This is a genomic window from Pedobacter hiemivivus, assembly GCF_004331685.1.
In the GTDB taxonomy this organism is placed as follows: domain Bacteria; phylum Bacteroidota; class Bacteroidia; order Sphingobacteriales; family Sphingobacteriaceae; genus Pedobacter; species Pedobacter hiemivivus.
Window position 1 is genome coordinate 1 of sequence record NZ_SJSM01000044.1, and the last position, 14,623, is coordinate 14,623.

General features: G+C 38.3%; 13 protein-coding genes and 1 pseudogene. 10 read left to right on the top strand and 4 right to left on the bottom strand.

Going from position 1 to position 14,623, the window contains the following annotated elements; genetic code table 11:
• The 3 genes from EZ444_RS27540 to EZ444_RS26770 all read left to right on the top strand — a co-directional run.
• A partial coding sequence (locus tag EZ444_RS27540) for a hypothetical protein (protein ID WP_205945356.1) occupies nucleotides 1–186 on the top strand: 186 nt, incomplete at its 5' end.
• A 200-nt stretch (nucleotides 187–386) separates the two neighbouring features.
• A complete protein-coding gene (locus tag EZ444_RS26765) occupies nucleotides 387–665 on the top strand; it encodes a hypothetical protein (RefSeq protein WP_131612969.1) in 279 nt (92 codons plus the stop codon).
• A 451-nt stretch (nucleotides 666–1,116) separates the two neighbouring features.
• Nucleotides 1,117–2,070, top strand: coding sequence for an Rpn family recombination-promoting nuclease/putative transposase (locus tag EZ444_RS26770; protein WP_131612970.1), 954 nt, complete (start codon nucleotides 1,117–1,119; stop codon nucleotides 2,068–2,070).
• 73 nt (nucleotides 2,071–2,143) lie between these two features.
• On the opposite strand, the gene leuS is transcribed toward EZ444_RS26770, so the two are convergent.
• The 3 genes from leuS to EZ444_RS26785 form a co-directional block, all read right to left on the bottom strand.
• Nucleotides 2,144–4,963, bottom strand: a complete 2,820-nt coding sequence (leuS, locus tag EZ444_RS26775; protein WP_131612971.1) for a leucine--tRNA ligase — start codon at nucleotides 4,961–4,963, stop codon at nucleotides 2,144–2,146.
• Nucleotides 4,964–5,041: 78 nt separating this feature from the next.
• Nucleotides 5,042–6,298 (bottom strand): voltage-gated chloride channel family protein, encoded by a 1,257-nt coding sequence (locus tag EZ444_RS26780; protein ID WP_131612972.1) that lies wholly within the window; start codon nucleotides 6,296–6,298, stop codon nucleotides 5,042–5,044.
• A gap of 123 nt (nucleotides 6,299–6,421) precedes the next feature.
• Entirely contained in the window at nucleotides 6,422–6,829 is a 408-nt protein-coding gene (locus EZ444_RS26785) for a hypothetical protein (RefSeq protein WP_131612973.1), read from the bottom strand.
• A gap of 217 nt (nucleotides 6,830–7,046) precedes the next feature.
• On the opposite strand from EZ444_RS26785, the gene EZ444_RS26790 reads away from it, so the two are divergent.
• The 7 genes from EZ444_RS26790 to EZ444_RS26820 all read left to right on the top strand — a co-directional run bounded on the left by EZ444_RS26790 (nucleotide 7,047) and on the right by EZ444_RS26820 (nucleotide 14,190).
• On the top strand, nucleotides 7,047–7,925 hold the full coding sequence (locus EZ444_RS26790) for a cell division protein FtsX (protein WP_131612974.1): 879 nt from the start codon (nucleotides 7,047–7,049) through the stop codon (nucleotides 7,923–7,925).
• A complete protein-coding gene (locus tag EZ444_RS26795) occupies nucleotides 7,925–8,149 on the top strand; it encodes a DUF3098 domain-containing protein (protein WP_131612975.1) in 225 nt (74 codons plus the stop codon). Before EZ444_RS26790 ends, EZ444_RS26795 begins: the two co-directional genes overlap by 1 nt.
• A gap of 9 nt (nucleotides 8,150–8,158) precedes the next feature.
• A complete protein-coding gene (locus EZ444_RS26800) occupies nucleotides 8,159–8,953 on the top strand; it encodes an undecaprenyl-diphosphate phosphatase (protein ID WP_131612976.1) in 795 nt (264 codons plus the stop codon).
• Entirely contained in the window at nucleotides 8,953–9,678 is a 726-nt protein-coding gene (gene truB / locus EZ444_RS26805; protein ID WP_131612977.1) for a tRNA pseudouridine(55) synthase TruB, read from the top strand. Before EZ444_RS26800 ends, truB begins: the two co-directional genes overlap by 1 nt.
• A 2-nt stretch (nucleotides 9,679–9,680) precedes the next feature.
• The gene (locus EZ444_RS26810; RefSeq protein ID WP_131612978.1) at nucleotides 9,681–10,544 is read left to right on the top strand and encodes a YitT family protein; all 864 of its coding nucleotides are present in this window, start codon (nucleotides 9,681–9,683) and stop codon (nucleotides 10,542–10,544) included.
• Nucleotides 10,545–10,548: 4 nt separating this feature from the next.
• On the top strand, nucleotides 10,549–11,484 hold the full coding sequence (locus EZ444_RS26815; RefSeq protein WP_131612979.1) for a bifunctional riboflavin kinase/FAD synthetase: 936 nt from the start codon (nucleotides 10,549–10,551) through the stop codon (nucleotides 11,482–11,484).
• A 483-nt stretch (nucleotides 11,485–11,967) separates the two neighbouring features.
• On the top strand, nucleotides 11,968–14,190 hold the full coding sequence (locus tag EZ444_RS26820) for a cation:proton antiporter domain-containing protein (protein WP_131612980.1): 2,223 nt from the start codon (nucleotides 11,968–11,970) through the stop codon (nucleotides 14,188–14,190).
• Nucleotides 14,191–14,379: 189 nt separating this feature from the next.
• On the opposite strand, the pseudogene EZ444_RS26825 reads toward EZ444_RS26820, so the two are convergent.
• Nucleotides 14,380–14,623 (bottom strand): annotated as a pseudogene (locus tag EZ444_RS26825) (hypothetical protein); the annotation flags it as partial.

Here is a 14,623-nt window from a genome sequence, read left to right on the forward strand (position 1 = left end):
AAATGTATGATTATGGCTGCTGTGGCATACAATATAAAAAAGCTTGTAAAAGCAAATGCTGTAAAACTTAAAAAAAATGCAGCAGTGGCGATAAAAGTCCACGAATATAATGTCAATAGCTACTGGCATGATTTGAATACCTTTATGAAGGACATATTACGCATTAATGGCGTGTTTTGGAGCTAACCTTTAATCTGAAAAGTAAAAAGGCCGAATAACCATTATGAAATGAAATATCCTGTACTTTGGAGCCTATAATATCTATCACGGAATTAATGTTGTGCAACAGTAACTATAGTACACTTTTCGTTTTATCCGATAAAACCCACCAGAGCTTTCTATAAATCCCCAAGAGACTCATTTTTTTGAAACTTAAAAATGAGCATATGTATACACCCGACCAATTTTTACACAAAAGACCATCAGGAACCAAAGCTGAGCTTAACGCGTTCGTGAAAACTACATTAAAAGATTTTTTTGATATCTATCCACTTGATGATAGTCTTGAATATCTCTGGAGAATGATCCAACAAAGTTTTTATACCAAGAGCCGCCGCATATTACCTAATGCAGAACGTGCTAATCTGATCGCTTATTACGAATACCTTCATACGCTGATTCTGGCAGCTAACATCGTTAATGATGAATTAAAAAAGCCAACCTAATTGGTTTAGTTGTTTCGCCTAGGTTCGTTGATTTAAATCGATGAACCTGGATATAATATTTGCCAAAGCTATACTAAAAAGAAAAACTAATCTTTTAAAACTTAAAAAACCAGAACCGTTTAAGGAAAGTTGCTTTATAGTTAACCGTACTGATGCCCGTATAAACCCGGACATTACCCGGACGTTACTCGGACATTACTCGGACACTACCCGGGTGGAGCCGAGTAGTGTCCGGTTAATATCCGTTAATACACCGTAAATTAAGTTGCCTTAGAATAGAACCAGAACGAAACACAACGGGATTATTAAATTTGGCCTGGGCTCATTTCTCTACCACTTTACGCGATTTTATTTTGACAAATCACGATCAGACTGCGTTTTCAATCAAATTCCAGCTCGATAAGATTTATCATGAATTATCTCGGGAGGTTTGCTTAAATAATCAGAGGAAATGAGCGAAGAAACAGACAGCAAGACCGATCCAGTAAACAAAAAAGAAATTACACGCTTTATTGATCCTTATTCTGACTTTGGATTTAAACACATTTTTGGTAAAGCACCCAATAAGAATCTGCTAATCAGCTTCATCAATCAGGTGCTAAAAGGAAGGAAAGTAATTGTTGATATTCAGTATAATAATATCGAGTTTAAAGGTTCCGGCATCGATTATAGGAAGACTGTATTGGATTTACACTGTACTGGCGATAAGGGGGAGAAATTTATGGTCGAAATGCAGAAAGCAAAACCTAAAAACTTTAAAGACCGAAGTATTTTTTATACAGCAAATCTGATTCAGGAGCAGGGCATCGGTGTAGCTGCAAATTGGGGTTATGAGATGCCTGAAATATTCTTTATAGGGATCATGAATTTTAATTTCGATGATAGTCATCCAGATCATTTTATACATGATATTAGGCTAATGGACAACAATACGCACCAGGAATTTTATTCAAAGTTGTCGTACACTTTTATAGAAATGCCTAAATTTAAAAAACTGGAAACAGAGTTGGAAAGTAAACTGGATGAGTGGCTTTACATCTTAAATAACCTGGAAAAATTATCTGAAATACCGCTATCTTTGGTAGGCAACACAGAATACGAAAAAGTATTTGAGCTTGCTGAACTTGGCAATTTAACGCGAGAAGAAATGTGCGAATACAATCAAAGATTAAAAATAGAACGTGATTACTTTAGCGTGATGGAGTATGCGAAAGAAGAAGCACAAAAAATCGGGCTTAAAATGGGACTTGAAGAAGGACGTGAAGAAGGGATTGAAATAGGACTTGAAGAAGGACTTGAAAAGGGGCGTAAAGAAGTGGCCATCAAATTAAAAAATGAAAATATTTCATTAAGTATCATATCAAAAACCACTGGATTCACTATAGAAGAAATAGCCACTTTATAACCAAATAATTGTGTGGAATTTTACGAAAAAAGCTCCTAGTTTTCACTAGAAGCTTTTCACAAGAAGTATTATTTTATATTACAATATTCACAATTCTACCCTTCACAACAATCACCTTTTTCGGTGTCTTGCCTTCCAGGTACTTCTGTACATCTTCGTTAGCTAGTACCGTTTCTTCAATCTCCTTAACCTCTAAAGTAAGGCTTAGATTCAAATTCAAACGCGTTTTACCGTTTATTGAAACTGGGTAACTAAACTCATCCTCTACCAGATGCGCTGGATTAAAAGTTGGATAAGCAGTATATGATAAGCTACCTTCTTCATGACCTAATTGTACCCAAAGCTCCTCACAAATATGCGGAGCATAAGGAGAAAGTACAATAACAAGATCCTCCAATACCTGACGGTTTTTACATTTCAGATCAGTTAGCTCATTTACAGCAATCATAAAGCTCGAAACAGAAGTATTGAACGAGAAACGTTCCACATCATCCTGTACTTTTTTGATGATCTTATGCAAAGCCTTTAATTCGGCTTTAGTAGGTACAGAATCCGTTACATGGAATGTCCAGTTTTCATTGTGGAACAAACGCCAGAACTTACGCAAGAATTTAAACACACCTTCAATACCATTGGTATTCCAAGGTTTGCTCTGCTCTAACGGGCCTAAAAACATTTCGTACATACGTAAAGTATCGGCACCGTAGCTTTCGATCAAAACATCAGGGTTAACTACGTTGAATTTAGATTTAGACATCTTTTCAACTTCTACACCACAGATGTATTTACCGTTTTCCAGAATAAACTCAGCATTGGCAAACTCAGGTCTGAACAACTTAAATTTCTCGATATCTAAAACCTCATTGTCAACAATATTTACATCAACATGCAATGCCGAAGTTTTATAGTCTTTTCTTAAACCATAAGAAACCAGAGTATTTGTACCTCTTCCCTCTTCATCAACCACGCGGTACACAAAATTACTTCGGCCTTGGATCATCCCTTGGTTGATCAGCTTTTTGAAAGGCTCTTCTTCCTTCACATGTCCCATATCTTTCAGGAACTTGTTCCAGAAACGGCTATACAAAAGGTGACCTGTAGCATGTTCTGACCCACCAATGTACAAGTCCACATCTTTCCAGTATTCAATAGCTTCTTCACTTGCAAAGTCCGAGAAGTTATCGGCATCCATATAGCGATACCAGTACCAGCTAGAGCCTGCCCATCCTGGCATGGTGCTCAATTCGTATGCATGATCATGATTATAGCTCCAGCCTTCGGCCCTACCCAGTGGTGGTTCACCCGTTTCAGTCGGTAAATACTTGTCAATTTCTGGCAATCTTAAAGGCAGTTCAGACTCTTTAATCAAATAAGGTACACCAAAATCAAAATACACAGGGATTGGCTCTCCCCAATAGCGCTGGCGACCAAAAATAGCATCACGCATTCGGTAATTGATCTTAGCCTTACCAACTTCTTTTTCTTCCAGCCATGCATTTAAAGTTGCAGTAGCCTCAGTATAGTTCATTCCATTAATAAAACCGGAATTGATATATTTTCCTTCTTTGGTTGCGTCAGCCTGATGTTCGATGTCTTGCTGAGCATCCAGAATTTGTACAATTGGCAAGTTAAAATGGGTAGCAAACAACCAATCGCGTTGATCGCCACTTGGCACACCCATTACGGCTCCTGTACCATAACCGGCCAATACGTAATCCGCTATCCAAAGTTGGATACGCTCGCCACTCACCGGGTTAACCACATAGCTTCCTGTAAAAGCACCTGATACCGTTTTAGTATCCGCCATACGATCAAGCTCTGATTTTTTCTTGGTTTGAGCAATATAATTATTGATGTCGTTTTGTTGTGCAGCTGTCGTTAATTGAGCAACTAACTCATGCTCTGGCGCAAGCACCAGGTAAGAAACGCCAAATATGGTATCCACACGTGTGGTAAAAACTTCAATATAATCGTCTTTGAGCGCTGAGATTTGAGATTCAAGCTCTGCCGATTTCTCAATAGTAAATCTTACACTTGCCCCAACACTTTTACCAATCCAGTTGCGTTGCATTTCTTTAACGGGTTCTGGCCAGTCGATCGTATTCAATCCCTGCAACAAGCGCTCAGCATAGGCAGAAATACGCATACTCCATTGCATCATTTTTTTCTGCTCAACCGGGTGACCACCACGTTCAGAGAAACCGTCTTTTATTTCATCATTAGCTAGAACAGTACCTAAAGCCGCACACCAGTTTACAGTGCTTTCTTTTAAATAAGTTAACCGGTATTTTAGAAGCTCCTGTTGTTTTTCACGAGGAGTCATAGTTGCCCAGTCACTCGGCATAAAGTTTTTTACATCTTCATCGCAAACGGCTTTAACATCAGCACTACCCGATCCATTGAATTTTTCGATCAGTGTAGTAATATCTTCTGCACGGTCAGTTTCAAGGTTATACCATGAATTAAACAATTGCATAAAGATCCACTGTGTCCATTTATAGTAAGTCGGGTCACTTGTACGAATCTCTCTACTCCAATCAAAAGAGAAGCCGATTGCGTCCAATTGCTTACGATAAGTATTGATATTAGCCTCAGTAGTTATAGCTGGGTGTTGTCCTGTTTGGATGGCATACTGCTCTGCCGGTAAACCGAAAGAATCATATCCCATTGGATGCAACACATTAAAGCCCTTTAGTCTTTTATACCTCGAGAATATATCAGAAGCAATATAGCCTAGTGGATGACCAACATGTAACCCAGCTCCTGAGGGATATGGAAACATATCGAGCACATAATATTTAGGTTTAGCAGAATCAGTTTCTGCCTTAAACGTTTGATTCTGAGCCCAGAATTTTTGCCACTTTTGCTCTATTTCTTTAAATTGGTAATCCATTAATGCTATTCCTTTTATAGCGCGAAAATAAAGAAATAAAGGTAGTTAGCGAAACGCTTTTACAAAATAGCCTTTTAGTTAGGTTTTGCTAAAATAGAAATACTTGATTTTACCAAATAAGAAGTGTCGTGGATCCTTATTTTCGGTTGCATTGTAAATGCTATGTCGGCCCGAAATAAAGTAAGCAACGAGGCAAGCTATAGTTACATATATTCCACATGAAATACCAAACAGTTCCATAGCCATTACGCAGCAAGCCAGCGGCGTTTTGGCGGCACCAGCAAAGACGGCAACAAAGCCCATTCCGGCCAATAAGCCAACAGGAAGCGGGAGAAAAAGCGACAACATACTCCCTAAGGTTGCCCCGATAAAAAAAAGCGGAGTAACTTCACCTCCTTTAAAACCTGCGCCAAGGGTAATTGCTGTAAATAATATTTTAAGCGCAAAATCCTGAGTTTGCGAAGCTGAATTAAAGGACTCCAAAATGGTCGGGATTCCCAGTCCGGCATACTTATAGGTTCCGGGTATTAAAAACAGTAAGGTTACAATAACGCCACCTATCAATGGTCGTAAAGGAGCATAACTAATTTTCTTAAACAAATGCGATAAACCATCAGTTAGCCTTACAAACAAAATTGCAGCTACTCCAAATGCTACTCCGGCCAATCCGCTATACATCAAAGTTCTTAAAGAGAGTGGCTCAATATAACTGATATGATAATGTGTATGCCCCACTCCCCATAGCTCGGTTACATAGGCCCCGATAAAGGCGGTCGCGACAGCTGGAAATATAGCTTTCAACGGGATTTTGGCCAGCAAAAGAACTTCCATTCCAAAGATAATCCCCGCCAAAGGAGTACCAAAAACTGAGGCAAAGCCCGCACTTAAGCCCGCAATCAACAATATCCCCCGATCTTGGGCATTGAGTTTAAATGGCTGATGCAATTGATCTGCAGTAGCCGCAGCCATTTGCAAAGCGGTACCTTCCCTACCTGCTGATCCACCGAACAAATGCGTAACGAGAGTTCCGGTAAGTACTAAAGGCACCATTTTAAATGGGATAACATCCTTAGGATTATGTACCGTATCAAATACAAGGTTATTGCCCCGCTCTACCTCTTTTCCGCTAAGATGGTACAAGAGCCCAATCACAAAACCCGCAAAAGGTAAAAAGTATAGTAACCAGGTATGCTGATCTCTGAAAGAAGTGACAAGATTTAGAGTCGTTAAAAAAAATGCAGATAAGGTTCCTGCAGCCAGGCCAATGATAAGGATTAAACACACCCATTTTAAAATACTACGGAAAACGAATACAGGCCTTGTTTGCTTAATCATGTTATGCCTGCTGATCATTTTAGGATTCAGGCCTAAGGCAAATATAAAGGATTTTTAACTTGACAAAAAAGGGCTGCCTGAAATACTCCAAACAGCCCCGAAGGTTTCATTATGTAAAATCTTCTACCTGGTTAGGTAATATTTTTCGGTGGTCTGCGGTGTAGCCCCTTCTACATTTGCAGTGAATTCGAGTTTATTGGCAGTACCGGTAGTAATCTGTGCAACCCGCAATTTACCGTTATAGGTGATGTTGATATGCTCACCAACCAGAACATAATAAATCCCTGTGGTGTTAATCCCATTAAAACTGATCACCACTTCATTAGCTTCATTGTTACGAAATTCAAAATAATCTGTCGGCCCACCCGTATAAGTGACCGTTGTGGAGCCCGCAACAGTAGTTTCCACTTTGGCAACCTGCCAACGGCCTACTACATTATCTCTAAGTTTGGTTCCTTCATCTTTCTTGCAACTGGTTATGCTTGCAATAATCAATAATAGAGCGACGGCGAAAGTAATTTGTTTTTTCATTTGGTAAATGATTTTAAAGGTTTTTAATAGGAATTTCATAATGATAATAACGCAGAAAAGTTTGCTTTGGTACAAGAATGTTACACAAGGAGGGTTTTATTGCTAATAAACGAGCAGCGATCCATGGAAAAGAAAATATATTCTAATTAAAATACGTTCTAGCTTTGTACATTAGTTACTTATATTTTTTATTTTCGCAGAACATAAATACAATTACATGGAAGAATTTGAAGTGAGTGATGCTTCTAAGAAGACAAAAACCATATATATATCTACAATATTCAGTATTGCCCTTGTTTTATTGATGTTGGGTATGCTTGGATTAATACTAGTACATGCCAAGAACCTTTCTAATTACGTAAAAGAGAATATTGTACTCAACATTATTGTAGATGAAGGTGCAAAGGAGACTGAAGTCTTGCAATTTCAGAAAGAACTGAATGCAAATCAATCCATTAAAAGTACGGTATACGTAAATAAAGAAATGGCAGCCAGAAACTTAACCAACGATTTGGGTGAAGATTTTGTAAACTTCCTGGGCTATAACCCACTCCTGTCTACCATTGATGTGTATTTAAAAGCAGATTATGCGAACAATAAAAGCATTGATGCATTAAAAGCAAGCATTGCTAAAAATCCAATCGTAAAAGAAGTCATTTATCAGAGCTCATTAATTGATATGGTAAACAAGAACATCAATACTATTGGTTTAATCATTTTGGGCTTTGCAGTGATATTACTTATCATTTCTGTGGCATTAATTAACAACACCATTAGACTGGCGATTTATTCACAGCGCTTTTTGATTAAAAGTATGCAATTGGTTGGTGCAACCAGAAACTTTATACGCAAGCCTTTTATTTTGATTGCAGCCTTACACGGTTTAATTGCTGCTTTCATAGCTATTTTAATTTTACTCGGTATCTTGTTCTATGCGCAAAAGGAAATTCCTGAAATGATTATTTTAAGGAACTACACGGAGTTTGGAATTGTACTGGCTAGTCTGATTGGCGTAGGCGTTTTTATAACAGCCATCAGCACTTCATTTGCAGTGAGCAAATATTTAAACTTAAAAATTTACGACCTTTACAGATAATGATCGAGAAAAAATCTTCCCCTGCAACTCAGGGCAGCAAAAGTGAACTTGTTTTCACTAAAAAAAACTATCAGTTGTTATTGATCAGCATTGCGATCGTAGCACTTGGCTTTATCCTGATGATCGGAACGACAGACATTTATGACTTCAGAAAAACCTTACTTGCCCCTATGGTGGTTTTGTTTGGCTTTGGCTTTGGCGTTTATGCCATTTTAAAAAAGTAAGCATATCTGATGAATTATTTGCAGGCTTTTATTCTGGCCGTAATTGAAGGATTAACCGAATTTCTACCTGTTTCATCAACCGGCCATATGGTAATTGCCAGTTCCTTTATGGGAATTGGTAAGGATGATTTTGTAAAATTGTTTGAAGTTGCCATCCAGCTAGGTGCCATTTTAGCGGTGGTTGTCCTTTACTGGAAGAAATTCTTTGATTTTAGTAAGTGGCAGTTTTATGTGAAACTGATTATCGCGGTTATTCCAGCTCTATTTTTTGGCTTTTTATTAAACGATTTTATAGACAAGACTTTAGGCGATCCTCTTTTTATTGCTGTAGTACTGTTGCTCGGTGGCTTTGTGCTGCTATTTATAGACAAGATATTTAAAACCCACACGGTTGACAACGAAAAGGACATCACCAACATAACTGCATTCAAAATTGGATGTTTTCAGGTTTTGGCGGTTATTTTTCCAGGTTTAAGCAGAAGCGCGGCTACCATTATTGGTGGTATGCAACAAAAGCTAACCAGACATGTAGCAGCCGAATTTTCTTTTTTCCTCGCTGTACCTACCATGTGCGCAGCAACGGGATACAAATTATTGAAAGGCTACCACCTGCTAAATGCAGAAAACGTTAAACTATTATTGTTTGGTAACCTTATTGCTTTTATTGTAGCCATTATAGCGATTAAATCGTTTATTGGCTTTTTATCTAAACACGGATTTCGAATTTTTGGCTGGTATAGGATAGTAATAGGTGTAGTTTTAATTGCACTTTACTACTCAGGGGTTGAAATGAATGTATTGTAATGACAGACCAACAAGAAGAACCTTTAAAAAACAAAGTATTTCCTGAATTTAATTTTGCGGAAGGAGAATTACTACTCATTAACAAGCCCTATAAATGGACTAGCTTTGATGTGGTAGGAAAGATTAGAAATTCCTTGAAGCCCCTGAAATTAAAAGTTGGCCATGCAGGAACTTTAGATCCTCTGGCTACCGGATTGCTAATCCTTTGCACAGGGAAACTAACCAAGCAGATAGACACCTTTCAGGCAGAAGAAAAAGAGTACACCGGAACAATGGTACTTGGCGCCACTACCCCATCTTTTGATATGGAAACAGTAGTTGACCAGGAGTTTTCATTGGATGGACTGACTGAAGAAGCTATATATGCTGCTACAGCTCCATTTACGGGCGATATACAGCAATACCCACCAGCACACTCTGCGGTAAAGGTAAATGGCGAGCGCCTGTATGTAAAAGCTCGTAGAGGCGAAGAACCTGAATTGCGTTTGCGTGAGGTAAGCGTTCCCGTTTTTGAAATCACCAGAATTGAATTACCGGAAGTAGATTTTAGAATTGTATGTAGTAAAGGTACCTACATCAGGTCCCTGGTTTCTGATTTTGGCAAGCAATTAAACAATGGTGCATACTTATCTAAGCTGGTACGTACCAGAAGTGGTAACTTTTTATTGGGAAATGCTTACGAAGTAAAGGATCTTGTTGATTATCTTAGAGAACAAAAAGCATAATTATGCGGGGGCACATAAAACCAAAGAAATTAAACCTTGCGAAAAACGTGTTTTTAATTACATGTGGCATTGTTTCGGCTTGCTTTGGATTAAAAAGTTTCTTGCTCCCAAGTGGTTTTATTGATGGTGGGGTAACGGGTATATCGCTATTGATCAGCAATGTAACAGGCCTTAAGCTTTCCTACCTGATTGTGATCATTAACATCCCCTTTGTTATTTTAGGTTACAGGCAAATCGGTAAAGTTTTTGCTATCAAAACATCTGTCGCCATAATAATATTAGCAATTTTATTAGTTATAGCTCCTTTTAAACCCATTACCCATGACCCTTTATTGATTGCCTTTTTTGGAGGGTTATTTTTAGGTGGCGGGATTGGTTTAGCTATGCGAGGCGGTTGTGTGATTGATGGAACTGAGGTTTTGGCCTTGTACATCAGTAAAAAAAGCACGCTTACTGTAGGAAACATCATTCTGATCCTAAACATTGTCATCTTCTCCTTCGCTGCCATATTACTAAGTATTGATACCGCACTCTATGCAATTCTAACTTATCTATCAGCCTCGAATACGGTAGATTATATTGTAAACGGAATCGAACAATATACTGGAGTTACTGTAATTTCGGAGAAAAATGTACAGATTAAGAAATTCATCATTAACCAGATGAAACGGGGCGTAACCATTTACAAAGGCGAAGGTGGCTACGGTGAAAAAAAGGATATAGACATTTTATATACTGTTGTAACTAAGCTGGAAATGGGCAAACTACAAACTGCCATAAGGCAAATAGACCCGGATGCATTCGTCATACAACAGCAAATCGCTGATATAAAGGGAGGTGTGGTAAAACGCCCGGCCTTACATTAATTTTATGAAAATATACAATCACTTTTCTGAGTTTAAAAGATTAAATAATGCGGTAGTTACCATTGGCACTTTTGATGGTGTGCATTATGGGCATCAGAAAATTATTAAAAGACTGTGTGAACTTGCTAAAGCTACGGGTGGTGAAAGTGTGATTCTTACCTTTTTTCCGCACCCAAGGTTAATTATAGATCCAGAAAACCAGGATCTAAAGATGATCAACACCATTAATGAGAAAGCCAAGATTTTGGCTGGTTTAGGTGTAGACCATTTGATCATTACACCATTTACACGTGATTTTTCCAATCTGAGTCCTTCAGAATACATTAAAAATATCTTAGTAGATACCATCGGCATCAAACACCTGATTGTGGGTTACGACCACCGTTTTGGTAAGGATAGAGCTGGCGGAATGCCTGAGTTGGAAGCGGAAGCTAAAACCTATGATTACAAAATTGAGGTGATCCCAGAGCAGGATATTAATGATGTTGCGGTAAGCTCTACTAAAATACGTAGTGCCCTTTTAAGCGGTAAGGTAGCACTTGCAGCAAAGTATTTGGGCTACAACTTTTCTTTGTTTGGAAGAGTAATTAAAGGTGATAAAATTGGCAGGACCATAGGTTTCCCTACTGCTAACATTTTCATCGAAGAAACCTACAAATTAATCCCTTCTGACGGTATTTATGCGGTAACAGTTGATATGGATGGACAACCCTTTAAAGGGATGGCATACATTGGTCAAAGGCCTACAATCAATGGTATGACACGGAATATTGAGGTGAATATATTCGATTTCAATCAAGAAATTTATGGACAGGATATCACCATGACCTTCCTTCAGTTTTTAAGAGACGATGTTAAATTTACCGGATTAGAAGCCCTTAAAGTGCAATTACAAAAAGATAAGGAAGACACTTTAGCGTATTTCAACACACTACCTTAACCTAAATTTCATGCCATTTTTATTAGCAAAAGGGCACTTTTTTTGCTATATTTACGGCAATGAGGTGTCTTTTTAGCGTAATAATACTTTTTTTTATACAGCTAACATCCCTGCAATTTGCTTCGGGAAAAGAATGTGGCACAACAAAAAATAAGCGCACGCAGGAAAAAACTGTAACTAGAGTACTTCATTATCAACCCAGTAAAAAACACTCGTCATCCTTTAAAAAGTTTCTTTTTGACGATGCCCCATTCATTCATTCTACTATAAAAAAATCGGGTTTCGACTATCCTTTGTCTTTCGAGATTCAAGGTTGCTTTAAACAATATCAGATTTTAACTGTTAAGATTTATAATTCATTTCCACACTGTTGCTACTCATTTATATTTGACCATTTGTACCCCAAACATGTTTTTTGGTAAAAACCTTATGCTAAATACATTTTAACATAATACTATACCACAATAAAAAATATACGTTTATATGATACATTTACCAGTATTAATTACTGATTTAGGTTTAATACTTGCCGCTGCAGGAATAACTACACTTCTATTTAAAAAAATTAAACAACCATTGGTTTTGGGCTATATTCTAGCCGGACTACTGGTTGGTCCGCATATCGATTTTATACCCACCGTTACTGACAATGAAAGCATCACCATCTGGGCAGAGATTGGCGTTATCTTCTTACTGTTTAGCTTAGGACTTGAATTTAGTTTTAAGAAACTGGTAAAGGTTGGCGGATCGGCCTCTATTACCGCCATTGTGGAGGTCGTCTTTATGCTGCTGATTGGTTTCATAGCCGGTAAGGCCATGGGCTGGTCTACAATGGACAGTATATTCTTAGGAGGTATTCTCTCCGTCTCCTCGACAACCATCATTATCCGCGCATTTGAAGAGCTTGGTGTAAAACATAAGAAGTTTGCGGGGTTAGTATTTGGGGTATTGATTGTAGAAGATTTGGTAGCCATTTTATTATTGGTATTACTATCTACCCTTGCAGTAAGTCAACAATTTGCAGGTGCAGAGATGCTTATTTCTATTTTGAAACTGTCTTTCTTCCTTGTATTATGGTTTATAGGCGGTATATTCTTAGTCCCTACTTTTTTAAAGGCGACAAAGAAACTAATGAACGATGAGACTATGCTGATTGTATCTATTGCTTTATGTCTGATTATGGTATTGTTAGCTGTTAAAGTAGGATTTTCACCAGCACTTGGGGCTTTCATCATGGGCTCCATACTAGCAGAAACAACACAGGCAGAACGCATTGAACACTTAACTAAATCCGTTAAAGATCTGTTTGCCGCAATATTTTTCGTGTCGGTAGGTATGATGATCAACCCAAGTATTTTGGTCGACTATGCCATGCCTATTTTGGTAATTACGCTTGCAACCATTCTGGGCAAGTTTTTAAGTTCTGGCCTGGGTGCTTTGGTTTCTGGTCAGCCGCTTAAAACATCGGTACAAACAGGCTTAAGTTTGGCCCAGATTGGGGAGTTTTCTTTCATTATAGCTACCCTGGGGCTAACACTAAAGGTAACCAGCGACTTCCTGTACCCAATTGCAGTAGCGGTATCGGCAATTACAACTTTTACCACACCTTACTTGATCAAGGCATCAGAACCGTTTTACTTCTTTTTAGAGCGGAATTTGCCTAAAAAATGGGTAGAAGGGTTAAATAGATATAGCTCAAGTACTGCTGGTATTACGACCTTGAGTGATTGGAAAGTACTGCTTAAGTCCTACACTTTTAACACCATCATTCACTCTGTTATCCTGACCTCGATTGCCGTTTTAGGTTCAAAATATTTACAACCCTTTATTACCGGTCTTATCCCGGGTAACAATGGTATTGTGCTTAGTCTGGTGCTTACCTTAATTATTATGACGCCTTTTTTATGGGCACTAGCCATTAGAAGGATCGAAAAAAAGGCTTATTCTCATTTATGGCTCAATAAGAAATACACTAGAGGCCCTTTAGTTGCATTAGAGACCTTGCGGATTTCTCTAGCTATTTTCTTTGTATGTTTTTTAATCTTCCAATTTTATAATAACTGGTTCGCCATTGCTATTGCAGTCGCACTGATTATATTTGGAATGTTTATCTTTTCGAGGAAACTACAGAGTTTTTACAACCGTCTGGAAAGTCGCTTTCTATTAAACTTAAATGCTCGTGAAGCCCAAAATGCACAACCAGAAATTTTGCCTTGGGATACCCACCTTGCTGAATTAGTCGTAGCTCCAGAATCTAAATTAGTTGGCCAAACGTTGATGGAGTTGTCGATCAGAGAGAAATATGGGGTTAATATCGCCCTGATTGAGCGTGGTAAAATTATGATCCCTACCCCGGGAAGGGATGAAAGGCTATATCCTAATGATAAGGTTTTGGTGATTGGAACAGATAATCAACTAGCCATGATTCAGGAACTGTTTCAAGGTAGTGTGGATGAAACTGCTGAAGAAGCTAGCTTCCCTAAAAAAGATATGACCTTACAAAAGGTAGTTGTCAATGCCAATTCGCCAATTTACGGACAAAGTATACGGAGTTCGGGCATTAGAGAAACCACGCAAGGCTTAGTGGTGGGTATAGAGCGTAAGGGGGAACGCATATTGAACCCGGACTCGAACATGGTATTTGAAAACGAAGATATTGTTTGGATTGTAGGGAACAACAAAAAGGTCCCGGAATTGCTGAAGTAGTTTTAAATTAACTTGAACCAGCCTCGTTTTAAATTAACTGGAACAGTAATAACAATCATGCTGTATACGACTCGTCATGCCGGCGAAGGCCGGTATCTCTCACTTGCTTTTCTATTGCGAGGTACCGGCCTTCCCCGGCATGATTGTTATGATTCATACAAGTATTTTTTATTTTTTTTTTATAAAATATTATGCAGCAATTAATTGATTATTTACATAAGGTTTCTGGTGGTTCACCACAGCGACTACTCTTAGTGCGATTTTATTTCTTATCGCATTTAAGATACTCATTGGGTGCTTGCCTTCTTCCTTTTTACGGTTATAATACGTCCTGAACTCAGGGTAGTATTGTATGACCGTTAAAGCACTTAGATGGAATAGTTTTTTGAGTTCTTTATTAGCCATATGATGCACGCGGTTACGCCCTTTAATG